Raw genomic sequence first — 24,621 nt, 5'->3', positions numbered from 1 at the left:
GCGTGGGCTGGAGATGATGCGCCAGGTCTACGGCTGGGAGGTCTCGGACGGGCCCGGCGACTTCTTCGGCATCACCGTGGAGCACCTGTTCGGCGAGATCTGGACGCGGCCGGGGCTGAGCATGCGCGACCGGCGGCTGCTGCTCGTCGGGGCCCTCGCCGGTCAGGGGCTGAACGACGTCCTCGACATCCAGATCCCGGCGGCGCTGGCCAACGGGGAGCTGTCCCCGGACGAGCTGCGCGAGATCGGCGTGTTCCTCACCCACTACATCGGCTGGCCGCTCGGGTCGAAGCTGAGCGTCCAGATCGACACGCTGATCGCCAGGCACGAGAAGCGCGCGCGGCGGGACGGCTAGCACAGGCGCGGGGTCGGGTCGGGCATCAGCATCGGCCCGGTCACGCGGAACCGTTCGACGCCCTGCCGGGTGAGGCTGACGCGCAGGTCGATCCAGCCGCGCACGCCCGGCTCGCCGCAGTCGTAGGCGCCCCTCAGCGGGAAGTGCAGGTCGCCCACCGACAGCTTCGCGCCGCGCACGTGCACCGGCAGCAGGATGCGGGAGCCGGCGGTGAGCGGGGCGATGAGGCATCCGCCGACGTCGCGGCCGCGCGCTTCGCCGGGCACGGCCACGGGGTCGGACGGCGCGCAGCCGATGATCCCGGGGTGGCCGCCGGCGTCGCGCCCGCCGCCGGGGCGCCCGACGGCGAGCACGTCCACCACGATGACGTCGCCGGGCTCCGCGCCGACGACGACGAGCGGACCGCACAGCAGGACGCCGCCGCCGGGTTCCCGGCCGGGGCACTCCATCCGGACGGACCCGCCCGTGATGACCTCCGCCACACCCGGGATGTCGGGGTGCCAGTGGGAGTGTCCGAGAACGTCCCGCATCCCGGGGTCGCCGAGGTCGAACACGGCTGGTGAAGGCATCGGGCAGAGCTCCTTCCGCAGGGACCAGGTGATGCTCCGATCCTGCCCAGCCGCTGTTTCGGGACGGTTTCGGCTTCCTGACGCCCGCGTAAGACGGCCTTCACCGGAAAATCCGCGAGCCCCGGGGAACCGGGCCGCGAGAGCGCGCGTCCAAGGTCCATGCGTGGTCGTATCCTCCTCCCGGTCGCGACGACGCTCCTGCTGGCCGGGAGCGCCGGGTGCTCCAGGTCAGGGCAGGTCCACGACCGGGACTCCCAGGCGCCGCCGGTGCGGCTCGTCGCCTATGGCCGCTGCGACGCGCTCCTCGACGAGCTGCGCCGCGCCACCCTGGACAAGGTCGGCCCTTACGGGCTCGACGGCGTGCCGGGCGGCGGCGGCATGGAGGCGCTGGCGAAGGCGTCGAAAGCGGACAAGGTCCCCGGGGCTCCCGCGCCCGCACCGGAGCACTCCACCACGAACTCGCACGAGCCGGATGCGGACGAGCCCGATCTCGTGAAGACCGACGGCCGCAGGATCGTCGTGTTCGCCCGGGGACGCCTCAAGGTCATCGACCCGGTGTCGCGCAAGGTGGCGCACACGGTGGAACTCCCGGGCGGCACCCGCTACGACAGCGGGGAGCTGCTGCTCAGTGGTGACCGCGTGCTCGTGCTGACGCGGCAGACCATGGCCGTGCCCTTCGAAGGGCCGGGACCGGGCCGGTCGGCACCCGGTCGACCGCTGCCCGGGTCGACGCAGGCGACGCGCCTCACACTGGTCGATCTGGCCGGCAGGCCCAGGGTCGCCGGGACGATGACGTCCGGCGCCGACTACCTGGACGCGCGGCAGACCGGCTCCACGGTCCGCGTTGTGGTGAGGTCTCTTCCGCGCATCTACTTCCCCGGTGGCGACGGCGAGAAGAAGGCCGTGGCGGCGAACCGGGAGGCCGTGTGGAAGGCCCCGCTGGACGCCTGGCTCCCGTCCTTCGAGGTGGAGGGCGGGGCGACGTACCGGACGCCGTGCGACCAGGTCAGCCGCCCGTCCTCGTCCGCGGGTTCCTCGATGCTGACCGTGCTGACGCTCGACCTGGCGAAGGGCCTCGGCGACCCGCGGCCGGTCGCGGTGGCCGCTGACGGCTCGACCGTCTACGGCAACGGGAAAAGCCTCTACATCACCGGCACTCCCCCACAGCTCTTCGCGTGGCCGCGCAAGAAGGCGGTCGAGCCGCGTACGGACGTCTACAAGTTCGACGTCCGCGGTGGCGGCCCTCCTCGCTATGTGGCCTCAGGCTCGGTCAAGGGGTTCCTGCTCAACCAGTACTCGATGTCGGAGCACGAGGGGAATCTCCGCCTGGCCGCGACGACCAGCCGGAACGAACCCGGCAGCCAGGCGTCGCAGAGCTCGGTGTACGTCCTGGCCCAGCACGGCGCGCGACTCGACCAGATCGGGCGGCTCGACGGCCTCGGCAAGGGCGAGCGGATCCACTCCGTCCGGTTCATCGGCGCCACCGGCTACGTCGTGACGTTCCGGCAGACGGACCCGCTGTACGTCGTCGATCTCAGGGACCCCCGCCGCCCCAGGACGACCGGCGAACTCAAGATCAACGGCTATTCCGCCTACCTGCATCCGACGGCGGACGGGAAGCTGCTTGGGGTGGGGCAGGACGCCGACTCCTCCGGCCGGACGAGCGGTCTCCAGGTGTCGCTCTTCGACGTCTCCGCAGGCCCCCGCAGGCTGGACGCCTACAAGCTCCCCGGGGCGGCCTCCCAGGCGGAGTTCGAACCGCACGCGTTCCTGTACTGGCCGAAGACCGGTCTCACCGTCGTGCCGGTGACGCGGCGGGACGGCGGCCCGCCCGAGGCCCTCGCCCTCAGGGTCACCGGTTCGGGCGTCACGAGGCTCGGAACCGTCCGGGCCCCGGGCCCGGACTTCGGCGGCGGCGCCGGCCGCTCACTCGTCATCGGCGACACCCTCTGGACGTTCTCCGACGCGGGCGCGCACGCCGTCGACGCGGCCACCCTCAAGGGCGGCGACCGGCTCGCCTTCGGCTAGCGCAGCCCGGTCGAGCGCTGGAGCGCCGTCTGGATGAGCCGGTCGACCAGCGCCGGGTAGTCGAGTCCCGTGGCCGCCCACATCTGCGGGAACGCCGACGCCGGGGTGAAGCCGGGCATCGTGTTGATCTCGTTGAGGATCCAGCGGCCGTCGGGCGTGTGGAAGAAGTCGACCCGGGCGAGGCCCTCGCAGTCGAGCGCGTCGAACGCCTGCACGGCGATGCGGCGGACCTCCTCGATCGCCGCGGGCGGCAGGTCCGGCGGGATCGCCATGGTGGTGGAGCCGTCGAGGTACTTCGTCTCGAAGTCGTAGAAGTCGTGGCCGCCCCCCATCAGGACCTCGGCGGGCACGCTGGCCTCGGCGGGGCCGTCGTCCACCCCCTGCAGGACGCCGCACTCGATCTCGCGGCCCTCGACGGCGGCCTCCACGATGACCTTGGGGTCGTGCTCGCGGGCCGCGTCGACCGCGGCCTCCAGGCCGGCCTCGTCGGTGACCCGGGTGATGCCCATGCTCGACCCGGCGCGGGCCGGCTTGACGAACACCGGCGTGCCGTCGGCCAGGCCGAGCTCCCTGATGATCTCGTCGACCTTGCGCTTGCGCTCGCGCCGCCACTCCCGGTCGCCGACCAGGACGTACGGGCCGACGGGCAGGCCGCGCGCCTGCCACACGAGCTTCATGAACCCCTTGTCCATGCCGACCGCGCTGGCCAGCACGCCGGCGCCGACGTAGCGGATGCCGGCGAGGTCGAGCAGGCCCTGGATCGTGCCGTCCTCGCCGTAGGGGCCGTGCAGCAGCGGCAGGACCACGTCGACGTCGCCGAGGGCCGCGGGCACCTCGCCCGGCCGGACCACCATCAGGCCGCGGCTGTCGGGGTCGAACGGCAGCGCGAGGACGCCGCCCTCCCCGGTCACCTCCGGGAGCCGGCCGCCCTCGATCGCCAGGCTCAGGTCCGCGGGCGGGAGCACCCAGCGCCCGTCGCGGGCGATGCCGATCGGCACGACCTCGTACCGGTCCCGGTCGATGGCGGCCATGACGGCGCCGGCGGTGACGCAGGAGATCGCGTGCTCGGAGCTGCGCCCGCCGAACACCACCGCCACGCGGATCCTAGAAACCTGGGACATGACGCCCGACCCTACCGGTGATCAGCACGGGTCGGCCACGAGCGAACCGGGCGCGCTGCGCTGCCATTCCGTCACACCCCGTACCGCTCGGGCTTGGGAGACCGCGAAATCAGCGAGATCGCCGCCTCCTTGATCGGTATGCCGCGGTGCAGCACGGCGGTGACGGCCTCGGTGATCGGCATCTCCACGTTGTGCTTGCGCGCCAGCTCCAGCACCGCCTCGGCCGACTTCACGCCCTCCGCGGTCTGCTTGGTGACGGCGATGACCTCGTCCAGGGTCATGCCGCGGCCGAGGTTCTCGCCGAACGTCCGGTTGCGCGCGAGCGGCGAGACGCAGGAGGCGACGAGGTCGCCCATCCCGGCGAGGCCCGCGAAGGTGTGCTCGTCGGCGCCGAGGGCGGCGCCCAGCCGCGCGATCTCGGCCAGCCCGCGGGTCATCAGCAGCGCCTGGGTGTTGGAGCCGAACCCGAGCCCGACCGACATCCCGACGCACAGGGCGACGACGTTCTTCACCGCGCCGCCCAGCTCGACGCCGATCACGTCCGTGGAGGTGTAGACGCGGAAGTAGGACGTCATCGTGGCGGCCTGCAGGCCGCGCGCGGCGTCCTCGTCCACGCACGCGGCGACGGCGGCGCTGGGCTCGCCGGTGGCGATCTCGCGCGCCACGTTCGGGCCGCTGAAGACGGCGACGCGCTCCTGCGGGACGTCGGCGACCTCGCGGATCACCTCCGACATCCGCCGGGTGGTGCCGAGCTCGACGCCCTTCATCAGGCTGACCAGGACGGCCTCGCGCGGCAGCAGGGAGACCCAGCCGCCGAGGTTGTGCCGGAGCGTCTGCGCGGGGACGGCGAGCGCGACGAAGTCGGCGCCGCGCAGGGCCTCCGCCGGGTCCAGGGTGGCGCGAATGCCCTCGGGGAGCGGGACGCCCGGCAGGTAGTCGGTGTTCTCGTGCCGTTCGTTGATGCCCTCGACCACCTCGGGGCGGCGTCCCCAGAGGGTGACCTCGCCGCCGGCGTCGTGCAGCATCATCGCGAACGTGGTGCCCCAGGAGCCGGAGCCCATCACCGCGGTACGGAAGGTCACGAGTCGGCCGCCTTCGGTTCGGCCGCGCGCTGCCCGCCGGACTCCGGCCCGGCCGGTCCGGCCTGCTCGGGGACCGCGTCCTTGGCCGCGCCCGCGTCCGCCTCGGCCTGGGCGGCGCGGCGGCGCTCCTCCAGGACCCTGTGGTGGTCGAAGGGCTCGGAAGGCGGCTCCTCGCCGCGCAGCTCGCCGAGCAGCGCGGTGATCGCGGCCATGATGTCGTCGGTGGCGGCGCGCAGGGTGTCGCGGTCCAGCGGGAGGCCCGCGTACCGCGACAGGTCCACGGGCGGCCCGGCGATCACTCTCATCGTCTTGCGGGGCAGCGGGTGCACGCCCTTCTTCAGGCTGCCCGCCAGGCCCTTCTGCTCGCCCTTCTTGTACGGCATCAGCTCGTGCGCGCCCCAGCTCGCGACCGGGACGACCTTGGCGCCGGTCTGCAGCGCCATCCGCGCGGCGCCCGTCTGCCCCGTCATCGGCCACAGCTCCGGGTCGCGGGTGCAACTGCCCTCCGGGTAGAACATCAGGCACTCCCCGTCCAGGAGGGCCTTCTCGGCGTCCCTGAGGGCCAGGGCGGCGTCGGCGCTGTCGCGGTAGACCGGGATCTGGCCGGTGCCCCGCAGCACCGCGCCGATGAACCTCACGCCGAACAGCGTGGACTTGGCCAGGTAGACGGGGTAGCGGCCCGACTCGTAGACGAAGTGGGCGAGCGCGAGCGGGTCGGACTCGGAGATGTGGTTGGCGGCGATGATCACGCCGCCCTTCCTCGGGACGTTGCCGCGGCCGCGCCAGTCGCGCTTGAGCAGCCCGAACAGCAGCGGCCGGAGGATGACGATCGTGAGCTTGCGCCACCCCGGCGAGTAGCGGTGGCCCGGGCGTCCCTCCTCCTGCGAGGGGGCGACCCCCTGCTTCGCTCCGCTCATCCCGCCCCTCCCTCGATCCGGCCCGCAGGTGAACCTGGGGTGTCCTCAAGTGTCGCGGTTGCGGGCGCATAGTGTCGAGTTGCCATGTCTACACCAGCACCCCCCGTGCGAGCGCACGGGAAGCCGCCGCTCCGGTGGTCGCTCGTCGTCCCCGTCAAGGTCCTCGCCAAGGCCAAGACCCGCATGTCGGCCGCGGCGGGACCGCACCGGGAGGCCCTGGCGCTCGCGGTCGCGGCCGACACGGTCGCCGCCGCGCTGCGCTGCGACCGGGTCCGCGACGTGATCGTAGTCACCGACGATCCCCTTCCGGCGGCCGAGCTCGCCGCCCTCGGCGCCCGGATCGTTCCGGACGTCCCGGATGCCGGCCTGAACCCGGCCCTCGTCTACGGCGCCGGCCGCGGCCGGGAGCTGGCCGCCGACGCCGGCGTCGGGGCGCTTTCAGCCGACTTGCCCGCTTTGCGACCTCTTGAACTCGCTCGCGTCCTGGACGCCGCGAGCGCCGCGCCCGAGGCGTTCGTGCCGGACGCGGCCGGCGTCGGCACGACCCTCTACACGGCCCGCCCGGGCGTCCCGTTCTCCCCCGCGTTCGGCGGCGGCTCGCGGACCGCCCACCGCGCCCGCGGCGCCCGGGAGATCCTCCTGCCCGGCACCGACAGCGTACGCCGCGACGTCGACACCCCGGACGACCTCCGCGCGGCGCTCGCGCTCGGCGCCGGTCCCCGCACCACGGCCGTCGCCTCCCGGCTGCCCTCGTTGGCCTAGAGTCGGGGGCATGCAGGGGACGGTGAAGGCGTTCGACGCGCGGACCCGCTCGGGGAGCGTGCTCCTCGACGACGGGACGGAACTGCCCTTCGACGCCGAGGCGTTCGCGGCGGGCGGCCTGCGGCTGCTGCGCTTCGGCCAGCGGGTGAACCTCGCGCTGGACGGCGAGCGGATCTCGGTGGTGACGCTGTCGACCTTCCCGCTTCCCGCACCGCCCGCCTGAGCGGGCGGTCCCGGACGAGCACGTCCCGGAGGAGCGCGGCCGGACGAGCCCGGAAACGCGGCAGCGCCCGGAACCATGCGGTCCCGGGCGCTGACGCGGTGAGGCACTACTTCTTGCCGGCCACCAGGTTCTTGAAGTCGGCGCCCGCCTTGAACTTCGGCACGGACGTCGCGGGAACCTCGATGGTCTTGCCCGTTGCGGGGTTGCGGGCCGTGCGGGCAGGCCGGTCGGCCTTCTCGAACGAACCGAACCCGGTGATCGCGACCTTGTCGCCCTTGGCGACCGCGTTCTGGATCGCCTCCAGGATGGCGTCGACCGCCTCGGCTGCGGCCTTCTTGCTGCCCAGCCGGTCAGAGATGGCGTCGACCAGCTCACGCTTGTTCATGGGTTACTCCTCTAGTTCCCCCCTTGCCCGAACGAAACTAAGGGACCCTCACCATGGACACAATCACCTTCACGCAAACGATGGCGTGTCGCTGGCGTTTTTGTCGGTCTCGCCCCCGTCTCGCCCGGTGACCGGACCGGATCCGGCCACTGCGCACGCTAACCGACGTCGGGCCCCTCTTGGAAATCGGCGAGGAACGCGTCCAGCCTGCGGGCGGCCAGTTCGGCGTCCCGTTTCGCCAGATCGGTGATCGCCAGAAGGTGCCGGATGAGCCGCTGCCGGTCCTGTGGCGGGAGCGGTGCCACGGCGCGATGAGCGTCACGCAACTGTCGTGCGAGCTGCGTCAACGTCGGATCGTCCCACTCTGGCCCGGTCCACGGGGCCGTGCTCACTTGGAGTCCCCCAACGGTCGGCGGTCGTTGCACACCAGGGAGATTCTCCCCGCGTCCGCGCCGACCGTCTCGCCCGGGGTACGTTCGGGCGCGCCCGTGACGCCGGATACTTCCAGGTATCTGGCGCCACGGGCGGCGTGTCGCGGATCTCGGACGGGCTACACCGTGGTGGGGAGCAGGGCGGTGCGGGCCGCCTCGAACTCGGCGATGGCGTCGGCGTGGCGCAGCGTGAGGCCGATGTCGTCCAGGCCCTCCATCAGCCGCCAGCGGGTGTAGTCGTCGATCTCGAACGTCGCGGTCTCGGCGCCCCAGCGGACCTCGCGCTCGCCCAGGTCGACGGTGATCTCCAGGGCGGGGTCCTTCTCGACCGCGCTCTGCAGCGCCTCGACCTGCTCGCCCGTGAGGACGACCGGCAGCAGGCCCATCTTCGTGGAGTTGTTGCGGAAGATGTCGCCGAAGCGCGACGCGATCACGACGCGGAAGCCGTACTGCTGCAGCGCCCAGACGGCGTGCTCCCGGGACGAGCCGGTGCCGAAGTCGGGCCCGGCGACCAGGATGCCCGCGCCCTGGTACCGCGGCTGGTTCAGGACGAAGTCCGGGTCCTCGCGCCAGGCCGAGAACAGGCCCTTGTCGAATCCGGTGCGGCTGACCTGCTTGAGCCAGACGGCCGGGATGATCTGGTCGGTGTCGACGTTGCTGCGGCGCAGCGGCACCGCGCGCCCGGTGTAGGTGGTGAACGCTTCCATCGTGCTTCCTTAGAGGTCGGCGTCATTCTGGGGGGACGACCCCCCAGACCCCCCGGCGGCTGCGCCGAGGTCAGCGGGGGCGGCCAGATGCCCGGTCACGGCGGTGGCGGCGGCGACGGCGGGCGACACCAGGTGGGTGCGGCCGCCCGGTCCCTGCCGGCCCTCGAAGTTGCGGTTGGACGTGGAGGCGCTGCGCTCGCCGGGCGCGAGCTTGTCGGGGTTCATCGCCAGGCACATCGAGCAGCCGGCCTCGCGCCACTCGGCGCCGGAGGCCGAGATGACGGCGTCCAGCCCCTCCTCCTCGGCCTGCTTCTTGACCTTCATGGAGCCGGGGACGACCAGCATCCGGACGCCGTCGGCGACCTTGCGTCCCTCCAGCACGCCCGCGACGGCGCGCAGGTCCTCGATCCGGCCGTTGGTGCAGGAGCCGACGAAGACGGTGTCGACCGCGATGTCGCGCAGCGGCGTCCCGGCGGTCAGGCCCATGTACTCCAGGGCGCGCTCGGCGGACTGGCGCTGGACGGGGTCGTCGAAAGACGCGGGGTCGGGCACGGACTCGCCGAGCGGCAGGCCCTGGCCCGGGTTCGTCCCCCACGTGACGAACGGGGTCAGCTCGGCGGCGTCGATCACGACCTCCCGGTCGAAGACCGCGTCGTCGTCGGTGCGCAGGGACGTCCAGTACTCGACGGCGCGGTCCCAGTCCTCGCCCCGCGGGGCGTGCGGGCGGTCCTTGAGGTAGGCGAAGGTCGTCTCGTCCGGGGCGATCATCCCGGCGCGGGCGCCGGCCTCGATGGACATGTTGCAGACCGTCATGCGGCCCTCCATCGACAGCGACCGGACGGCCTCGCCCCGGTACTCTACGATGTGGCCCTGACCGCCGCCGGTGCCGATCCGTGCGATGATCGCGAGGATCAGGTCCTTGGCGGTCACGCCCTCGGGCAGCGCGCCCTCGACCGTGACGGCCATCGTCTTCGGGCGGATCTGCGGCAGCGTCTGCGTGGCGAGGACGTGCTCGACCTCGCTGGTGCCGATCCCGAAGGCGAGGGCGCCGAACGCGCCGTGGGTGGAGGTGTGCGAGTCGCCGCACACGACGGTCATCCCCGGCTGGGTCAGGCCCAGCTGCGGGCCGATGACGTGCACGATGCCCTGGCCCTCGTCGCCCATCGGGTGGAGCCGGATCCCGAAGTCGGAGCAGTTCTTGCGCAGCGTCTCGACCTGGGTGCGCGACACCGGGTCGGCGATCGGCTTGAGCAGGTCCGTGGTCGGGACGTTGTGGTCCTCGGTGGCGATCGTCAGGTCCGGGCGGCGGACCTGGCGGCCCGCCATCCGCAGCCCGTCGAACGCCTGCGGGCTCGTGACCTCGTGGACCAGGTGCAGGTCGATGTAGAGGAGGTCGGGCTCGCCCTCGGCGTGCCGTACGACGTGCGCGTCGTACACCTTCTCGGCCAGTGTTCGGCCCATCACTCCACCTCACCTGTGCTGATCGTCGGCTGTGCTGGTCGTCGTGCCGGCCGGCGGCGCGCCGCCGGCCCGGTCGCTCGGGCGGTCCCGGCCACCTCGATTTGCATCTCAAATTACGAGACGGCAATATCAATGCATGGACAACTCTAGCGGAGTCGGCGTACTTGACAAAGCGGTGCTCGTGATGAACGCGCTGGAGGCCGGTCCGGCCTCGCTCGCCCAGCTCGTCCAGACGACGGGGCTGGCCCGCCCCACCGCCCACCGGCTGGCCGTCGCGCTGGAGCACCACCGCCTCGTCCACCGCGACGCGCAGGGGCGCTTCATCCTCGGGCCGCGGCTGGCGGAGCTCGCGGTCGCCGCGGGCGAGGACCGCCTGCTCGCGATCGCGCAGCCCATCCTGGCCCAGCTGCGCGACCACACCGGCGAGAGCGCGTCGCTGTTCCGCCGCCAGGGGGACGTGCGGGTCTGCGTGGCCGCCGCCGAGCGCACCAGCGGCCTGCGCGACACCATCCCGGTCGGCGCCGCGCTGCCGATGACGGCGGGGTCCGCCGCGCAGATCCTGCTCGCGTGGGAGGAGCCCGACCGGCTGCACCGCGGGCTGCGCGGCGCCAAGTTCGAGGCCACGACGCTGGCGTCCGTGCGGCGCCGGGGGTGGGCGCAGAGCGTCGGCGAGCGGGAGCAGGGCGTCGGCTCCGTCTCGGCCCCCATCCGCGGCGCCGCCGGACGGGTGATCGCGGCCGTCTCGGTGTCCGGTCCCCTCGAACGCCTCACCCGCTCCCCCGGGCGCCTGCACGCCGCGCCCGTCGCCGCCGCCGCCGAGAAGATCTCCGAAGGCATGCGCCGCACCGCGTCCTGATCCGGCCGTGGGGCGAACCGCCACAAGCCGGACGGACCTGGGAGTGTGCCGGTCTCCGCGCCCCCGACCTCGCTACCGTTGCCTTCGGTAAAGGGGGTGCAACGTGCAGATCTCCGAGCTCAGCGACCGCAGCGGGCTGACGGTCCAGACGATCAAGTTCTACATCCGGGAGGGCCTGCTGCCGAAGGGCTCGACGGTCAGCGCCACGCGCTCGGAGTACGACGGGCGGCATCTGGAGCGGCTCCGGCTGATCAGCGCGCTGCGCGAGGTGGGCGACATGCCGATCTCGGCGATCCAGGAGGTCATCGAGGCCGTCGAGGACGACCGGGTCGGCATGCACGAGCTGTTCGCCACCGCCCAGCACGCCGTCGGCCCGCACGCCGCCGCGCCGCACGACCCGCACTGGCGGGCCGCCCGCGAGGACGTCGACGCCATCGTCCGCGAGCTCGGCTGGCAGGTCGGCGACCGCGCCCCCGCCCGCGACCTGCTGGCGCACGCGTTCGTGGCGCTGCGCCGCCTCGGCTTCCCGATCACCCTCAAGGACCTGCGCCCCTACGTGAAGGCCGCCGCCGAGGTCGCCGAGCACGAGATCGGACGGGTCGCGGAGGGCGCCCCGCGGGCCCGGACCGTCCATTCGCTGCTGGTGTCGACCGTCCTCTACGAACAGGTCCTCGCGTCCCTGCACCGGCTGGCCCAGGAGGACGCCTCGGCGCGCCGCTTCGGCCGCACCGTGCCCGCCCCGCGCGCCTCCCCCCGGCCGGACCCCGCTCCGCCGCCCTGACCCGGTCCCACCAGGCTTTTCCGGGATAGACGGTCGGAATTGCCATTCACGCCCCCGTTTTAGGGCTTTCACTTTCTTCGCCTAATATGAAAGGCGATGACCGCGACGACGCCTCCGGGCTCCTCCTCCGGCGGCAGGTGGACCGACCGCCTGCTCGCCGAGGGCGACGACCCCGATCCGCGCTTCACCATGGCCAACGAGCGCACGTTCCTGGCCTGGATCCGCACGGCTCTGGCACTGATCGCGGGCGGCATCGGCCTCGCCCTGGCGGGCGACCTGATCGATTCGCCGCTGCGGCAGGTGCTCGCGGTCGGCTTTGCCGCGGGCGGCGCCCTGGTCGCGGCGCTGGCGTTCCGCCGGTGGCTGCGCACCGAGCGCGCGCTGCGGCGCGCCGAGACGCTGCCGCCGCCCGCGCTGGCCCCGGTCATCTCCTACGGGCTGGCGGGCGCCGCGATCGTCCTGCTGATCGCGCTGCTGATCACCCGGTGAGGCTCCGGGACCCCGGCGCGCAGCCGGAGCGGACGGCGCTGGCCTGGTCCCGCACCACCCTGGCCCTGATCGGCGCGGGCCTGCTGTGCGTGCGCCTGGCCCCCTCGGCCCCGGGCACCATCCTCGCCGCGTCGGTCGTGTGCGGCGGGGCCGCGCTCATGCTGCGCCGCACCCGCAGGAGCTTCCACGCCCGGCGCGCCCTGCCCACCGGGGCGGGCGCGGCCGACCCGGTCTCGATCCTGATCACGACCGGTCTGGCCATCCTGCTGGCGGGCGTCGCCGCCGCCTTCGCCTTCTGAGGCGCGTCCCAGCGAGCCATGCGCGTCGCGCATGACTGGCGTGCGAAGTCTTCGCTGGTGACATGAGTGCGCGACGTCTAACGTCGGACGCGCCATGACACGAATCGCCTTTCTCGGACTGGGACGCATGGGCGTCCCGATGGCCCGGCGCCTCATCGCCGCCGGGCACGACCTGACCGTCTGGAACCGCACGCCCTCCCGGGCCGCCCCGCTCGCGGAGGCGGGCGCCGCCGTCCGCGGCACGCCCGCCGAGGCGGCGCGGGACCGCGAGCTGGTCGTCACGATGCTCACCGACGCGGCCGCCGTCGACGACGTGCTGTTCGGCCCGGACGGCGCCGCCCCGGCCCTGCCGCCCGGCGCCGTGATCGCCGACATGTCGACGATCGGCCCGGACGCCGTCCACCGCGTCCGGAGCCGGCTCCCGGAGGGGATCGGGTACGTCGACGCGCCGGTCTCCGGCAGCGTCCCGCAGGCGGAGGCGGGCGAGCTCGTGATCCTCGCGGGCGCCGGGCCGGAGGACCTCGCCCGCTGCGCCGGCGTCCTCGCCGCCCTCGGGGACGTGCGGCACGTCGGCCCGCCCGGCTCGGGGGCCGCGCTCAAGCTGGTGGTCAACAGCGCGCTCGTCGGGAACTTCGCCGTACTCGGCGAGGTGCTGGCCCTGGCCGACCGGCTCGGCGTCGACCCGGGCCTCGCCCTGGACGCGCTGGCGCGCACCAGCCCCCAGGCCCGCCGCCTCAAGGAGCACGCCGACGGCGACTCGCCGCGCTTCACGCTCGCGTTGGCGGCCAAGGACCTCGGCCTCGCCCTCGACGGCTCCCCGCCCGCGGGCGTCCTGCCCACCGTCCGCGCCCGGACGGACGCCGCGCTCGCCGCCGGGCTCGGCGGTCACGACCTCGTCGCTCTCACCGACCACATCAGGAGGACTCCGCCCATGCGCGTGACGCTCGCCAACCCCGAGACCGTCCCGGCCCCGCCGAACCCGGCCTACTCCCACACCGCGTACGTGACGCAGGGCCCGATGCTGTACGTGTCGGGGCAGATCGCGCTCGGCGCGGACGGCGAGATCGACAAGCCCGGCGACATGACCCGCCAGTCGGAGGTGATCATGTCGCTGCTGGAGCGGATCCTCGCCGCCCACGGGGCGGGCTTCGGCGACGTGGTCAACATCCGGACGTTCGTCACCGACCTGGACCGGCTGCGGGAGTACGGCGACGTCCGCCGGCGGTACTTCACCGGCCCGCCGCCCACCAGCACGACCGTCGAGGTGTCCCGTCTCTTCCACCCCGACGCCCTGCTGGAGGTGGAGATCGTCGCGGTCGTCCCCTAGGTCCGGGGCCTCCCCGCCGCGCCCCGCGAGATTCCGGGCCCGCCCTCGGACCGCAGCTCCGCGGCCACGTCCCGCAGGTCCGCGAGGAAGGCGGTGACGGCCGGGGACCGGCGCGCGTGCCGCCCCACCGCCGCGTAGACGGCGCGGCGGGGGCGGCCGGACGTCACGGCGCGGAGCACGACGCCGTCCCGCGCCAGGGCGGAGGCGGCCACGGCCGGGACGAGCGTGACGCCGAACCCCTCGGCGACCAGCCCCAGCTTGGAGATCCACTCGGCGACCCGCAGCGGCGTCTGCGGCACGAACCCGGCCGCCTCGCACCGGGCGCGCAGCGCCGCGATCGCCTCCGGGTCGTCGGCGACGATCCACGGCTCGTCGGCCAGTTCCGCGAGCGGGACGCGTTCGCGCGCGGCGAGCCGGTGGCCGGACGGCAGCGCGACGAGCAGCGCGTCGTCCAGCAGGGTCACCAGGTCGTCGGCGGCGATCGAGGGGACCTTGTGGGTGCTGACCAGGGCCATGTCGAGATCCCCCGCCTCCAGCATCGGCAGCAGGCGCTCGGTGGTGCCCTCGCGCAGCAGCGGCCGGACGCCCGGGTGCCGGGCCCGGAACCGGGCGAGCGCGCGGGGGACGAGCACGGCGTTGGCGGTGGGGAACGCGCCGAGCCGCAGGGTCCCGGTGTCGAGCCGGCGCAGCCCGTCGAGGGCGCGGGCCGTGTCGGCGAGCCGGTCGAGGAGGGCGCGCGCGTGCGGGAGGAGGTACTCCCCGGCGGGCGTCGGCCGCACGCCCCGGGCGCCGCGCGCGAACAGCTCCACTCCGCAGACGTCCTCCAGCGCCGCGATCTGCCGCGAGACGGCCGACTGCGTGTAGCCCTCCGCGGCCGCGGCGGCGGTGAAGGAGCCCAGGTCGGCGACGGCGACGAAGGTCCGCAGCAGGACGGGATCGAGGGCTTCGGCACGCACTCCCGGAGCATACGGCCCGCTGCTGCCCGCACGGCGCCGCCTCCCCGCGCGCCGCCGCGCGGCCTGGAGGAGAATGACCGCCGTGGAAGATCTCGACGTCGTCGCGTGGATCCAGGTGTCGGACGGCCGGATGCTCGCCGTCCGGTCCCGGGGCCGCGACCTGCTGTACCTGCCCGGAGGGAAACGGGAGCCGGGCGAGGACGACTGGTCGGCCCTGTCCCGGGAGGTCCGCGAAGAGCTGGATCTGGAGCTCGACCGGGCGTCCTTCCGGGAACTGGGCGTGATCCGGGCCCCCGCCCACGACCAGCCCGACTTCGCCCACGTCCGCATGGCCTGCTTCACCGCCGCGTACCGGGGCGCGATGGCGGCGGCCGGCGAGGTGGACGAGTACGTCTACGTGGGGCGCGGCGACCGGCACCTGCTCGCGCCGGCCGCGCAGGCCGCCCTCGACCTCGCCGAGCGGCACGGCCTGCTCCCCTGATCGACCTTCGGACCCGGCCCCCGGCGACTTTGGTCGCCGGGGCCTGGTCCGGTGGCCGCTGCCCGGGCGTGCCCGACCCCGGAAGGCTCGGTGGCGGGCGGCTCGACCAGCGAGGAGCAGACGTGTCACACCAGGGACCGACGGCACAGCGGAGACCTTCGGCGAAGATCAGCCGCAGGACCGTGCTCGCCGGGACGGCGGCGGCCGCCGTGTCCGGGGCGGCGGTGATCGCCTCTGCCCCGACGACCGGCACCGCGCAGGCCGCGCCGGCCCGGAGGCGGCCGCTGCCGCAGCACGGCGTCAACTACGACACCGAGCGCGAGGTGTGGAAGCCCGCGTACGTGCGGCGCGAGATCCGGGCGATCCGCCGCGACCTGCACTGCAACGCGATCATCCTGCTCGGCTCGAACCTGGGACGCCTCATGCTCGCGGCCCGCTGCGCGGCGGAGGAGGGCATGTTCGTGTGGTTCGAGGCCCGGCAGTTCGACAGGGACGCGCGGGCGACGCTGAAGTTCCTCACCGGCGTCGCCAAGGCGGCCGAGGGGCTCCGCCGCGTCCACGCCGGCGTCGGCATCTCGGTGGGCTGCGAGCTGACGATCTTCATGGAGGGGCTGGTGCCCGGTAAGGACTGGCGGGAGCGGGCCGCCAACCTCGGGACCCCGGCGGGCGAGGGCTACAACGAGCGGCTGAACGCGTTCCTCGGCCGGGCGCTCAGGACCGTCCGGCCGCTGTTCGGCGGCCGCCTCACCTACACCTCCGGCGTCTGGGAGGAGGTCGCCTGGCGCGGCTTCGACGTCGTGGGCGTCGACCTGTACCGGGACGAGACGAACGAGGCGACCTACGTCCAGGACGTCCGGGCCCTGCACCGGTTCGGCAAGCCCGTCGTCATCACCGAGTTCGGATGCTGCACCTACCGGGGCGCGGACAGGCGCGGCGGCGACGGGTTCGACATCGTCGACTGGTCGCAGGACCCGCCCGTCATCCCGCCGGGCTACGTCCGCGACGAGCGGACCCAGGCCCGCTACATCTCAGAGCTCCTGGACGTCTACGAGGCCGAGGGCGTGTACGGCGCGTTCGTCTACGACTTCATCGAGCCCGACGGCCCGTACTCTCCCGATCCCGCCAGGGACCTCGACATGGCCGGGTTCTCCCTGGTCAAGGTGCTCCCGCCCGAGACGGGACTCGGCTACGAGAAGACCGGCCACTTCGAGCCGAAGCTCGCGTTCCGCACCCTCGCCCACCGCTACGCCCCCTAGACGGCGAGGGCGGCGCCGGCGGCGATGCCGAGGGCCAGGGACAGCAGGGCGGCGGCAGCGGCGAGCGCGGTGGCGCCGCGCGCCCGGGGCGGCGGGCGGGACGGCCGCCGGAACAGCGGGACGATCCAGCGCAGGTAGTAGAAGACGCTGGCGACCGTGTTCACGGCGGCGACCGCCGCGAGCCACGCGTGACCGCCGTCCAGCGCCGCGCCGAACATCAGGACCTTCCCGACGAACACGGCGGTCGGCGGCGTCCCGACGAAGCCGAGCAGGCAGACGACGAGGGACAGGCCGAGCAGCGGCGAGGCGCGCAGCAGCCCGGTGTATCCGGCCAGGTCGTCGCGGCCGGCGGCGACCACGACCGCGAAGGCGCCGAGGTTCGTCACCGCGTAGGCGGCCACGAAGTACAGCAGCGCGGGACGGGCCAGATCGGTCCGTCCCGCCATCGCGACCGGGACGAGCAGGTAGCCCGCCTGGCTCACGGTCGAGTACGCCAGCAGGCGCCGGACGTTGTCCTGCCCGAACGCGGCGAGGTTGCCGAGCGTCATCGTCGCCGCCGCGACCACGGCGAGGAGGGCGGCCCAGCCGTCCGGGGAGGTCTCGGCGCCGAAGCGGTAGAGGGCGGCGAACGCGCCGACCTTGGGGACGGTGGTGACGTACGCGGCGACGGCGGGCGGGGCGCCCTCGGTCACGTCCGGCACCCAGTAGTGGCCCGGGACGGCGCCCGCCTTGAACAGGAGCCCGGCGAGGAGCGCGACGAGGCCCGCCGCGACCGCCGCCGGGGGCGCGCCGGCGAGCCCGGTCCGCAGCACCGGGTAGGCGGTGCCGCGCCCGACGCCGGACAGCAGCGTCACGCCGCCGAGCATGAGCACGCCCAGCAGCGCTCCCATCAGGTAGTACTTCAGCGCGGCCTCGGTCCCGGGCGCGTCCTTGCCGAACCCGGCGAGCGCGTAGGCGGGGATGCTCGCCAGCAGGTACGCGGCGACGAGGACGAGCAGGTCGGACGAGGCGCCGAGCATGATCGTCCCGAGTGCGGAGAGCAGGATCAGGACGTGGTGCTCGCTCTCCCTCGGATGGCCGCGGACCCGCCCGGCCGCGAGCAGGACCACGGCGAGCGTCGAGCCGAGCACGGTGATCCGGGTGACGTGCGTGATCGCGTCGACGGAGAAGGAGTCGAACGCCATGAGGCCGGGACGGGCCGCCGCGGCCCCCGCGAAGGCCAGGCCGGCGACGAGCCCGGCCGAGCAGACCACCGGGACCGGCCACTGGCGCGCACGGGGCAGGAACATCCCCGCCATCAGCCCGGCCACGGCGGCGGCCAGCACGCACAGTTCGGGGGCGAGGTCGGCGGGGTTCTCGTTCATCAGCGGCCCACCAGCGCGACGACGGCGGCCGACAGCGGTTCGATCGTGTCGAGCAGGAAGCGCGGCGCGACGCCGATCACCAGCGACAGCGCCAGCAGCGGGACGAGCGCGGCCAGTTCGGGGCGCCGCACGTCGGTGACGAGCGGGCTCAGCTCGCCGGGCGGGCCGAGCACGGCGCGGTGCAGGACGCGCAGGAACAGCGCCGCCGTGACGAGGATGCCGAGGACGGCCAGGGCGCCGGTGACCGCCGTCGCCGCCGTGCCGCTCCCGATCGTCCCGGCGAAGATCTGGAACTCGGCGACGAACCCGGACAGGCCCGGCAGCCCGAGCGAGGCGAACGCGGCCACCGCGGTCAGCGCGGCGAAGACGGGCGCGCCGCGCGCGATGCCGCCGAACCGCCCGAGGTCGTAGCTGCCCGCCCGGTCGTACAGGACGCCGCACAGCAGGAACAGCGCGCCGGTGATGAGGCCGTGGCTGACCATCTGCGTGACCGCGCCGGTGACGGCGAGCCGCCGCGCGTCGGCGTCGCCGGCGGCGTATCCGGCCGCGCCCAGTGCGAGGACGATGTACCCCATGTGGTTGACCGACGTGTAGGCGACGAGCCGCTTGAGGTCGTCCTGCGCCAGTGCGACCAGCGCCCCGTACAGGACGCCGACCAGCCCGACGATCAGGAAGACCAGGGCGTAGCGCCGCCAGGCGTCCGGCAGCATCGGCATCGCGATCCGGACGAGCCCGTAGACGCCCATCTTCAGCATCACGCCGGCGAGGATCGCCGACCCCGCGGCGGGCGCGTCGGTGTGGGCGGGCGGCAGCCAGGTGTGGAAGGGCACGACGGGTGTCTTGACGCCGAGGCCGATCCCGACGGCGAGGAGCGTCAGCGCCGCCAGGCCGCCGCTCCGCGGCGGGTTCCGGGTCAGTTCGACCATGTCGAACGTGTGCGGGTCGGCGCCCAGGTAGAGGCCGATGAACCCGAGCAGCAGGACGAGCGATCCGAGGAACGTGTAGAGGAAGAACACCAGCGCCGACCGCGTCCGGTCGCCGTGCCCCCACAGCAGGATCACGAAGTACATGCCGACGATCGACAGGTCGAAGAAGACGAAGAACAGCAGCAGGTCGAGGGCCGCGAAAAGGCCCAGGCACACGGTCTCCAGGAAGAGGAACAGGATCGCGAAGGCCCGCACCCGGTGGGTCTGCCGCAGCGAGTACACCGCGCACGCGGCGAACAGCACGGCGGTCAGGGCCAGCAGCGGCAGCGACAGGCCGTCCACGCCGACGTGGTAGCCGGCCCGGACGGACGGGATCCACCGGACGTCGGTCTCGTAGGCGATCCCGCCGCGGGTGCCGTGCGCGGCCCACATCCCGATGACGAGCGCGAGGTCCAGGACGCTGACGCCGATCCACGTCCAGGGGACCGCGCGGCGTGGGACGGCGGGCAGCGCGAGCGCCACCGCCAGCGGGAGGAAGACCACCAGGTTCAGCATCGGCTCACCCGGCCAGCACGGCGACGACGACGAGCACCGCGAGCACCACGGCGGCCTGCGCGTAGTACATGTGGACCTGCCCGGTCTGCGGGCGCCGCGCCAGGGCGCCGAGCCCGCGCGCCGCGCGCCCGACCGCGTTGACGAGGCCGTCCACCCGGAACTCGACGCGGCGCCCGGCCAGCCCGGCGGTCGCCTGGACGCCGCGCGCGACGCCCCGGACCGCGCCGTCGACGACCCGGTCGTCGAATCGTGCGAGGGCCCGGGCCGCGGCGAACGACGGACGGACCACCAGGACCGAGACGGCGTCCTCCAGCCAGAGCCAGTGCAGCGCCCACGCCGGCTCCGGGATCCGCCGGACGGCCACGACCGCGCCCACCGTGAGCACCGCCAGAACACCGGAGAGGGCGAACGACCAGGGTCCGGGGCCGCTCTCGTCCGGCATGCCGAGCAGCCGCCGCCAGGCGTCCGCGACCGGGGGCAGGCCGAGCGCCCCGAGCGAGGCCGCCGCGACGGCGAGCGGGACCAGCGGCGCCCGCTGCGCGAACGGCACCCGGACCGCCCCGTCTCCGGCCACCAGACGGAACGCGGCGAGCAGGGCCTTCGCGGCATACGCCGCCGACAGGACCGCCGCCGCGAGCCCCACCGCGAGAAGGGCCGGCGAGCCGCCGGAGCCCGCGAGGATCTCGTCCTTGGTGACCCACAGCGACAGCGGCGGGACGCCGGCCAGCGCGAGCGCGCCCGCTCCGAACGCCGCGCCGACCGTCCGATGCCGCCGTGCCGCGCCCTGCAACGCGTCCAACCGCTGCGTCCCGAGCACGCCCAGCCACACGCCCGCGCAGAGGAACAGGAGGCTCTTCACCGCCGCGTGCGCGACGAGGTGCGCCGTGCCGCCGCTGAGCGCGCCGGCACCGGCTCCGAGCACCATGAAGCCGATCTGCGCGCATGTGGACGCGGCGAGGAGCTGCTTGAGGTCGCGCTGCGCGAGCGCGACGGCGCCCAGGACCAGGGCGGTCACGGCCCCGGCCCAGGTCACCAGCGTGGCGGCCCAGCCGGTCGCGGCCAGCAGCGGATGCACGCGTATCAGCAGGTAGGCGCCTGCGGCGACCATCGTGGCCGAGTGCAGGAGCGCCGACACCGGGCTCGGGCCGTCCATGGCGCGCGACAGCCAGAAGGAGAACGGGAGTTGCGCCGACTTCCCGAGCGCCGACACCACCAGTCCGGCCGCGACGAGGTCCCGCCAGGGGGCGCCGGACGCTGCGAGGTCGTCGAGCCGGAGGGAGTGGGCCCCGGCGATCGCGAACCCGGCCGCCGCGTAGAGGCCCATGTCGGCGGCCCGGGTCATCAGGAACGCGACGCCCGCCGACCTGACCCGTCGCTCGTCCCACCACTCGTACCCGATGAGCGCGTACGACATCGCGCCCATGACCTCCCAGCCCATCAGCAGCAGGACCAGGTCGGTCGCCGTCACCGTGACGGCCATCGCCGCGGCGAACAGCAGCATCAGGCCGAAGAAGCGGGCGCCGCGCCCCTCCCCCGCCGCGAAGACGAGGACCGCCGCCAGGACGGCCGCGAGCGTCACGAGCAGGACGGCGGACAGCCCGTCCACCGCGAGCCCGCCCGGCCAGCCGGGCAGGAACGTCATCCGCGCGCTCCCCGCGAGCGGACGGCCCCGCGCGATCCGCTCATCCCCTGAGGTCCCCCGCGTCGTCGGTCACGTCCACGTCGCGGGCCCGGAACAGGGCGGTGACGACGGCGAACCCCATCGCCATCTCCAGCGCCATCACCGTGATCGCGACGAGGACCAGCACCTGCCCGTCCGCCGCGCCGGGCGACACCCAGAACCAGAACGCCGCCGCGGCGACCACGATCCCGTTGATCATGAGTTCGAGGCCCATCATCAGCATCACGATCGACTGCTGCGACAGCGCCCCGAAGAGCCCCACGCAGAACAGCGCGGAGGCGAGCAGCAGGAACGCCTCCAGCGTCATCGCGCCCCCTCCCCGCCGTCGCGGCCCCCGTCGTAGCGGCCCCGGTGCGCGGCCAGCACCACCGTCGCGATCATGGTGGCCAGGATGGCGGCGCCGATCACCATCATGACCAGCATCTTCGGTCCCATGATCGCCTCGCCGAGCGCCACCGTGGGGTCGCGCGGCGGGCGCCCCGCGCGCTCGGGCCACGGGACGGCGAACACCCCGGCGGCCAGCGCGGCGAAGGCGGCGCCGGAGATGGCGAACGCGCCCCGCCGGTTGTGCAGCATCGTCATCGGCATCAGCCCGGCCGGGTTCATCATGTACATGACCATGAAGACGGCCATCACCAGCATCTCCATGATCATCATGAGGACGATCAGGACGCCGAGGTAGTGCAGGTCGATCAGCAGCAGCTCGCCGCCGACGCACAGGAACGAGGCCAGGAGCGCGAACGTCGCCCGCGCCATCGAGTCGACGGCGAACACGGCGACGCCCGCGCCGACGGCGGCGACGGCCAGCACCCAGAACGCGACGGCCTCCACGGTCCCCCTCACACCACGACGATCGCGACGACGAGCATCTGCAGGACCGAGGCCGGGATCAGGACCGCCCACGCCGCGGTCATGGCGCGGTCCATGCGCAGCACCGGGATGCGCCGCCGCGTCCAGACCAGCAGCGCCAGGACGGCGCACGCCTTCACCAGCGACCACAGCCACGCCGGCAGCAGCGGCCCCGAGCCGCCGCCGAGGAACAGCGGGACGGCGACGGCCGAGGCCGCCGCCAGCAGCCCGTAGCGTCCCGCCAGGAAGACGAGCCGGTCGGGACCGGACAGTTCGGCCAGGACGCCCCCGGCCACGTCGGCGCCGAGGGGATGGTCGAACGGCCCCCAGAACGCCATCGCCGCCGCCGAGACCAGGTAGACGGCGAACGCGACCGGCATCCAGACCGCGAACCACAGCCCCTCCTGCGCGTGGCCGATGGCGCGCAGGTCGAGCGAGTGCGCGGCGAGCGCGGCGGTGATGAGCGCGAACATGTGCGGCAGCTCGTAGGCGAGCCCCTGCGCGAGGAACCGGTACCCGCCCACCAGCCCGAACGCCGAGTTGACGCCCCAGCCCGCGAGCCACACCGACCCCCACGCGACGACCTCCATCGCGTTGAACCAGACGACGCCGATCCGCGTCCCGGCCGCGACGCGGTCGCCGAACGGCACCACCAGCGCCGCCAGGGCCGCCGCCACCGGCAGCGACACCGCGCCGATCCTGGTGAGCAGCACGTCCGCCCTGGCCGTGACGCGCCGCTGCACCGTCAGCAGCCGCGCGGCCTCGCGGAACGGCTCGGCCGGACGTCCGGCGAGCGCGCCGCCGAACGACGCCGCCGCGACCGCGAGGACGCCGAGGACCAGCACCTCAACCATCGGCGACCGCCCCGAGATCGGGATCCAGGCTCGCGACGGCCAACCGGGCCGCGGCCAGTTCCGCTCCCCTCAGCAGCACCGGCAGGACGGCCGCCGCCTCGTCCCAGGTCTCGCGCGGCTGGACGGGTCGTCCTTCCAGGGCGGCGCCGACGTCGCGGAGCCAGCCGTCCAGCCGCTCCTTCACGAAGCCCCGCGTCATCCACGCCAGCGCGCGCGACCGTCCGACCTGGCGGGCGAACGGTGCGAACCGCCGCGCCAGCACGTCGTCGGCGGCCCCGGTCAGGGCGTCGTCCCGCAGCACCGCGGCGCGCTCCCCGGCCGCCTCCCATCCCGCCACGTGCAGCAGCCGGGACAGGCTGTCGAGACGGGACGCGGCCTGGCGTTCCCGCGTCCAGAACGTCCCGCCGCCGCTGTCGACGGCGGTGACCTCGGCTTCCTGGACGACGTCGCCCTGCAGGGTCAGATCGACGCGCAGCCCTGCCGGCCAGTACGACAGCACAGGCCCTAGCGGCACGTGCAGGACGTCCAGCTTCAGGCCGTCCCTGTCGTCGGCCCGGCCGGCCATGTCCGCGTCCAGGTCGAGGGCGGGACGCGGGCCTCCGGCGACGCCTTCCAGATCGGTCGCAGAGACGCGCACGCGCGGCTCGGGCATGTCCCGCCAGACCACGTCGATGGCCTCGGCCAGCGCGGGTCCGGGGTTCCCGCACACCACGAGCATCCCGGTCTCCGCTGGCGACAGGGCGGGGCGCCACCGGCGTCCGCGCAGCGCGCGCTCGACCGCGAGCCGGTCGCGCGTCCCGTCCGCGGCCGAGACGACGAACGGGCGCCGCGCGGCGAGCCGTCCGAGCCCCAGGGACCGTCTCAGGCCCACCGGAACGCCCCCTCCCGCCACGCGTAGAGGACCCCGACCAGCAGCAGCGCCAGGAAGAGGAACATCTCGACGACCGCCTTGGCGCCGATCGACGCGACGACGAGCGCCCACGGGAACATGAAGACCATCTCCATGTCGAAGGCCAGGAAGACCATCGACACCGTGTACCAGCGCACGTGGTACCGCGACACCGCGTGCTCGGCCGGGCGCGCCCCCGACAGGAACGGCCCGCTCTCGAACCCGCGGGGCGCCGCCGCGAACGAGACGGCGTAGACCCCGGCGACCAGGGCGGCCACCAGCCCGAGAACCGAGAGGACGGCGGCGGACGACGACATTGCCCCTCCGGGGTGCGGGTGACGTGCTAGTCGCCCTCTACCTGATCAGCTCCCCGCCGAAACATCGCCCGGCGCAGCCCGCGCGGACTCAGGCATGGCGCACGCGGTCGGCCTCGGCGGCGGCGAGGATCATCTCGTCCACGACCCAGCGCGCCTCCGGGGACAGGTCGACCAGGGCGCGCAGCACCTCGGGCCGGATGATGCCCTGCTCGACGTCCCGGCGCAGCGCCTTCAGCGTGAGGTCCTCGCCGATGGGCTCGGACTCCCCGGCGAACCCGAAGTAGCCGATCGGCACGCCGAAGAACGTGGCGAGCGCCGTCAGGGTCTTCAACTGCGGGTTCTCCTGCCGCCCGGTGCGCAGCTTCCACACGGTGGTGGACGAGATGTCCTCACCGGTGGCGTGCGCGATGGCCGCGGCCGTCTCCACGTTGTTGCGCGGCGGCTCCGCGTCCGCCGGCCAGAGGTTCTGGATCAGCCACTCGACCTTCTCGGCGAGCGACGCTCCCGGCGGCACCTCGTCCACATGACGCTGCATTCGCTCCCACTCCCCCATCGCCAACGATTTAAGTTGACCACACCCTCATCCGTCAGCCAAGGACATGCCCCACGACAGGAACGGTCGTGGCGCGCCGCTACCCGAGGGGGCAGGCGGCGCCTCCCTCCCAGGTCGCGGCGGCGCCTCCTGCCCGGCGAAGTTTAC

29 protein-coding genes are annotated in these 24,621 nt (G+C 73.9%); 11 read left to right on the top strand and 18 right to left on the bottom strand.

Translation table 11 applies throughout. The features are described 5' to 3' along the window. The first annotated feature begins 13 nt into the window (after positions 1–13). Complete coding sequence (locus ABD944_RS10715) at positions 14–355, top strand: carboxymuconolactone decarboxylase family protein (RefSeq protein ID WP_345174904.1); 342 nt, start codon at positions 14–16, stop codon at positions 353–355. On the opposite strand, the gene ABD944_RS10710 is transcribed toward ABD944_RS10715, so the two are convergent. Then, a complete protein-coding gene (locus tag ABD944_RS10710; RefSeq protein WP_345174902.1) occupies positions 352–924 on the bottom strand; it encodes an acetamidase/formamidase family protein in 573 nt (190 codons plus the stop codon). The two genes, ABD944_RS10715 and ABD944_RS10710, sit on opposite strands and share 4 nt — an antisense overlap. A 159-nt stretch (positions 925–1,083) precedes the next feature. On the opposite strand from ABD944_RS10710, the gene ABD944_RS10705 reads away from it, so the two are divergent. Continuing rightward, positions 1,084–2,952 (top strand): beta-propeller domain-containing protein, encoded by a 1,869-nt coding sequence (locus ABD944_RS10705; RefSeq protein WP_345174901.1) that lies wholly within the window; start codon positions 1,084–1,086, stop codon positions 2,950–2,952. Here the strand turns inward: ABD944_RS10705 and ABD944_RS10700 are convergent. From ABD944_RS10700 to ABD944_RS10690, 3 genes are all read right to left on the bottom strand, one after another. After that, positions 2,949–4,073 carry a D-alanine--D-alanine ligase family protein gene (locus ABD944_RS10700; RefSeq protein ID WP_345174900.1) on the bottom strand — a complete coding sequence of 375 codons (1,125 nt, stop codon included), beginning with the start codon at positions 4,071–4,073 and terminating at the stop codon, positions 2,949–2,951. The two genes, ABD944_RS10705 and ABD944_RS10700, sit on opposite strands and share 4 nt — an antisense overlap. Positions 4,074–4,144: 71 nt before the next feature. Further along, positions 4,145–5,134 carry an NAD(P)H-dependent glycerol-3-phosphate dehydrogenase gene (locus ABD944_RS10695; RefSeq protein ID WP_345175213.1) on the bottom strand — a complete coding sequence of 330 codons (990 nt, stop codon included), beginning with the start codon at positions 5,132–5,134 and terminating at the stop codon, positions 4,145–4,147. A 17-nt stretch (positions 5,135–5,151) separates the two neighbouring features. Further along, the gene (locus ABD944_RS10690; RefSeq protein WP_345174899.1) at positions 5,152–6,072 is read right to left on the bottom strand and encodes a lysophospholipid acyltransferase family protein; all 921 of its coding nucleotides are present in this window, start codon (positions 6,070–6,072) and stop codon (positions 5,152–5,154) included. Between the two features lie 105 nt (positions 6,073–6,177). On the opposite strand from ABD944_RS10690, the gene cofC reads away from it, so the two are divergent. Together cofC and ABD944_RS10680 are read left to right on the top strand one after the other, a co-directional pair. Next, positions 6,178–6,834, top strand: a complete 657-nt coding sequence (gene cofC / locus ABD944_RS10685) for a 2-phospho-L-lactate guanylyltransferase (protein ID WP_345174897.1) — start codon at positions 6,178–6,180, stop codon at positions 6,832–6,834. Positions 6,835–6,844: 10 nt separating this feature from the next. Further along, complete coding sequence (locus ABD944_RS10680; protein ID WP_345174895.1) at positions 6,845–7,057, top strand: hypothetical protein; 213 nt, start codon at positions 6,845–6,847, stop codon at positions 7,055–7,057. Positions 7,058–7,163: 106 nt separating this feature from the next. Here the strand turns inward: ABD944_RS10680 and ABD944_RS10675 are convergent, their stop codons facing one another. The 4 genes from ABD944_RS10675 to leuC form a co-directional block, all read right to left on the bottom strand. Beyond that, positions 7,164–7,442: an HU family DNA-binding protein gene (locus ABD944_RS10675; RefSeq protein ID WP_021598708.1), complete on the bottom strand. Its 279-nt coding sequence runs from the start codon at positions 7,440–7,442 to the stop codon at positions 7,164–7,166. A 158-nt stretch (positions 7,443–7,600) separates the two neighbouring features. Further along, on the bottom strand, positions 7,601–7,834 hold the full coding sequence (locus ABD944_RS42620; protein ID WP_179843372.1) for an SCO5555 family protein: 234 nt from the start codon (positions 7,832–7,834) through the stop codon (positions 7,601–7,603). A gap of 158 nt (positions 7,835–7,992) precedes the next feature. Continuing rightward, positions 7,993–8,580 (bottom strand): 3-isopropylmalate dehydratase small subunit, encoded by a 588-nt coding sequence (gene leuD / locus ABD944_RS10665; RefSeq protein WP_345174892.1) that lies wholly within the window; start codon positions 8,578–8,580, stop codon positions 7,993–7,995. A 9-nt stretch (positions 8,581–8,589) separates the two neighbouring features. After that, positions 8,590–10,041 (bottom strand): 3-isopropylmalate dehydratase large subunit, encoded by a 1,452-nt coding sequence (gene leuC, locus ABD944_RS10660; RefSeq protein WP_345174889.1) that lies wholly within the window; start codon positions 10,039–10,041, stop codon positions 8,590–8,592. Positions 10,042–10,177: 136 nt separating this feature from the next. On the opposite strand from leuC, the gene ABD944_RS10655 reads away from it, so the two are divergent. The 5 genes from ABD944_RS10655 to ABD944_RS10635 all read left to right on the top strand — a co-directional run bounded on the left by ABD944_RS10655 (position 10,178) and on the right by ABD944_RS10635 (position 13,793). Further along, positions 10,178–10,897 carry an IclR family transcriptional regulator gene (locus ABD944_RS10655; protein ID WP_345174887.1) on the top strand — a complete coding sequence of 240 codons (720 nt, stop codon included), beginning with the start codon at positions 10,178–10,180 and terminating at the stop codon, positions 10,895–10,897. A gap of 103 nt (positions 10,898–11,000) precedes the next feature. Next, on the top strand, positions 11,001–11,678 hold the full coding sequence (locus ABD944_RS10650; protein WP_345174886.1) for a MerR family transcriptional regulator: 678 nt from the start codon (positions 11,001–11,003) through the stop codon (positions 11,676–11,678). A 96-nt stretch (positions 11,679–11,774) separates the two neighbouring features. Further along, positions 11,775–12,167, top strand: a complete 393-nt coding sequence (locus ABD944_RS10645; protein ID WP_345174885.1) for a YidH family protein — start codon at positions 11,775–11,777, stop codon at positions 12,165–12,167. Continuing rightward, on the top strand, positions 12,164–12,466 hold the full coding sequence (locus ABD944_RS10640) for a DUF202 domain-containing protein (RefSeq protein WP_345174884.1): 303 nt from the start codon (positions 12,164–12,166) through the stop codon (positions 12,464–12,466). Before ABD944_RS10645 ends, ABD944_RS10640 begins: the two co-directional genes overlap by 4 nt. 94 nt (positions 12,467–12,560) lie before the next feature. Beyond that, positions 12,561–13,793: an NAD(P)-binding domain-containing protein gene (locus ABD944_RS10635; protein WP_345174883.1), complete on the top strand. Its 1,233-nt coding sequence runs from the start codon at positions 12,561–12,563 to the stop codon at positions 13,791–13,793. On the opposite strand, the gene ABD944_RS10630 is transcribed toward ABD944_RS10635, so the two are convergent. After that, positions 13,790–14,749 carry a LysR family transcriptional regulator gene (locus ABD944_RS10630; RefSeq protein ID WP_345174881.1) on the bottom strand — a complete coding sequence of 320 codons (960 nt, stop codon included), beginning with the start codon at positions 14,747–14,749 and terminating at the stop codon, positions 13,790–13,792. The two genes, ABD944_RS10635 and ABD944_RS10630, sit on opposite strands and share 4 nt — an antisense overlap. Positions 14,750–14,822: 73 nt before the next feature. On the opposite strand from ABD944_RS10630, the gene ABD944_RS10625 reads away from it, so the two are divergent. Both ABD944_RS10625 and ABD944_RS10620 read left to right on the top strand, forming a co-directional pair. Beyond that, on the top strand, positions 14,823–15,230 hold the full coding sequence (locus ABD944_RS10625; protein WP_345174880.1) for an NUDIX hydrolase: 408 nt from the start codon (positions 14,823–14,825) through the stop codon (positions 15,228–15,230). Positions 15,231–15,352: 122 nt separating this feature from the next. Next, the gene (locus ABD944_RS10620; protein ID WP_345174879.1) at positions 15,353–16,486 is read left to right on the top strand and encodes a glycoside hydrolase family 113 protein; all 1,134 of its coding nucleotides are present in this window, start codon (positions 15,353–15,355) and stop codon (positions 16,484–16,486) included. Here ABD944_RS10620 and ABD944_RS10615 read toward each other — a convergent pair. The 9 genes from ABD944_RS10615 to ABD944_RS10575 all read right to left on the bottom strand — a co-directional run bounded on the left by ABD944_RS10615 (position 16,483) and on the right by ABD944_RS10575 (position 24,456). Beyond that, positions 16,483–17,850, bottom strand: coding sequence for an NADH-quinone oxidoreductase subunit N (locus tag ABD944_RS10615; protein WP_345174877.1), 1,368 nt, complete (start codon positions 17,848–17,850; stop codon positions 16,483–16,485). The two genes, ABD944_RS10620 and ABD944_RS10615, sit on opposite strands and share 4 nt — an antisense overlap. Then, positions 17,850–19,331 carry a complex I subunit 4 family protein gene (locus tag ABD944_RS10610; RefSeq protein WP_345174876.1) on the bottom strand — a complete coding sequence of 494 codons (1,482 nt, stop codon included), beginning with the start codon at positions 19,329–19,331 and terminating at the stop codon, positions 17,850–17,852. The genes ABD944_RS10615 and ABD944_RS10610 overlap by 1 nt, the downstream gene beginning before the upstream one ends. Positions 19,332–19,335: 4 nt before the next feature. After that, on the bottom strand, positions 19,336–20,973 hold the full coding sequence (locus ABD944_RS10605; protein WP_345174873.1) for a proton-conducting transporter transmembrane domain-containing protein: 1,638 nt from the start codon (positions 20,971–20,973) through the stop codon (positions 19,336–19,338). A 40-nt stretch (positions 20,974–21,013) separates the two neighbouring features. Further along, positions 21,014–21,319: an NADH-quinone oxidoreductase subunit NuoK gene (gene nuoK, locus ABD944_RS10600; protein ID WP_345174871.1), complete on the bottom strand. Its 306-nt coding sequence runs from the start codon at positions 21,317–21,319 to the stop codon at positions 21,014–21,016. Then, on the bottom strand, positions 21,316–21,855 hold the full coding sequence (locus ABD944_RS10595) for an NADH-quinone oxidoreductase subunit J (RefSeq protein WP_345174870.1): 540 nt from the start codon (positions 21,853–21,855) through the stop codon (positions 21,316–21,318). Before ABD944_RS10595 ends, nuoK begins: the two co-directional genes overlap by 4 nt. Continuing rightward, entirely contained in the window at positions 21,852–22,715 is an 864-nt protein-coding gene (locus ABD944_RS10590; protein WP_345174868.1) for a complex I subunit 1 family protein, read from the bottom strand. Before ABD944_RS10590 ends, ABD944_RS10595 begins: the two co-directional genes overlap by 4 nt. Continuing rightward, complete coding sequence (locus tag ABD944_RS10585) at positions 22,708–23,586, bottom strand: hypothetical protein (protein ID WP_345174865.1); 879 nt, start codon at positions 23,584–23,586, stop codon at positions 22,708–22,710. The genes ABD944_RS10590 and ABD944_RS10585 overlap by 8 nt, the downstream gene beginning before the upstream one ends. Then, complete coding sequence (locus tag ABD944_RS10580; protein ID WP_345174863.1) at positions 23,577–23,921, bottom strand: NADH-quinone oxidoreductase subunit A; 345 nt, start codon at positions 23,919–23,921, stop codon at positions 23,577–23,579. The genes ABD944_RS10585 and ABD944_RS10580 overlap by 10 nt, the downstream gene beginning before the upstream one ends. 88 nt (positions 23,922–24,009) lie before the next feature. Then, positions 24,010–24,456, bottom strand: coding sequence for a hypothetical protein (locus ABD944_RS10575; protein ID WP_345174862.1), 447 nt, complete (start codon positions 24,454–24,456; stop codon positions 24,010–24,012). Positions 24,457–24,621: the final 165 nt, after the last annotated feature.

Source organism: Actinomadura verrucosospora (assembly GCF_039540335.1).
Classification (GTDB): domain Bacteria; phylum Actinomycetota; class Actinomycetes; order Streptosporangiales; family Streptosporangiaceae; genus Spirillospora; species Spirillospora verrucosospora.
The sequence above is the reverse complement of the archived record's forward strand: the minus strand, read 5'-3'. Positions and strand labels throughout refer to the sequence as shown.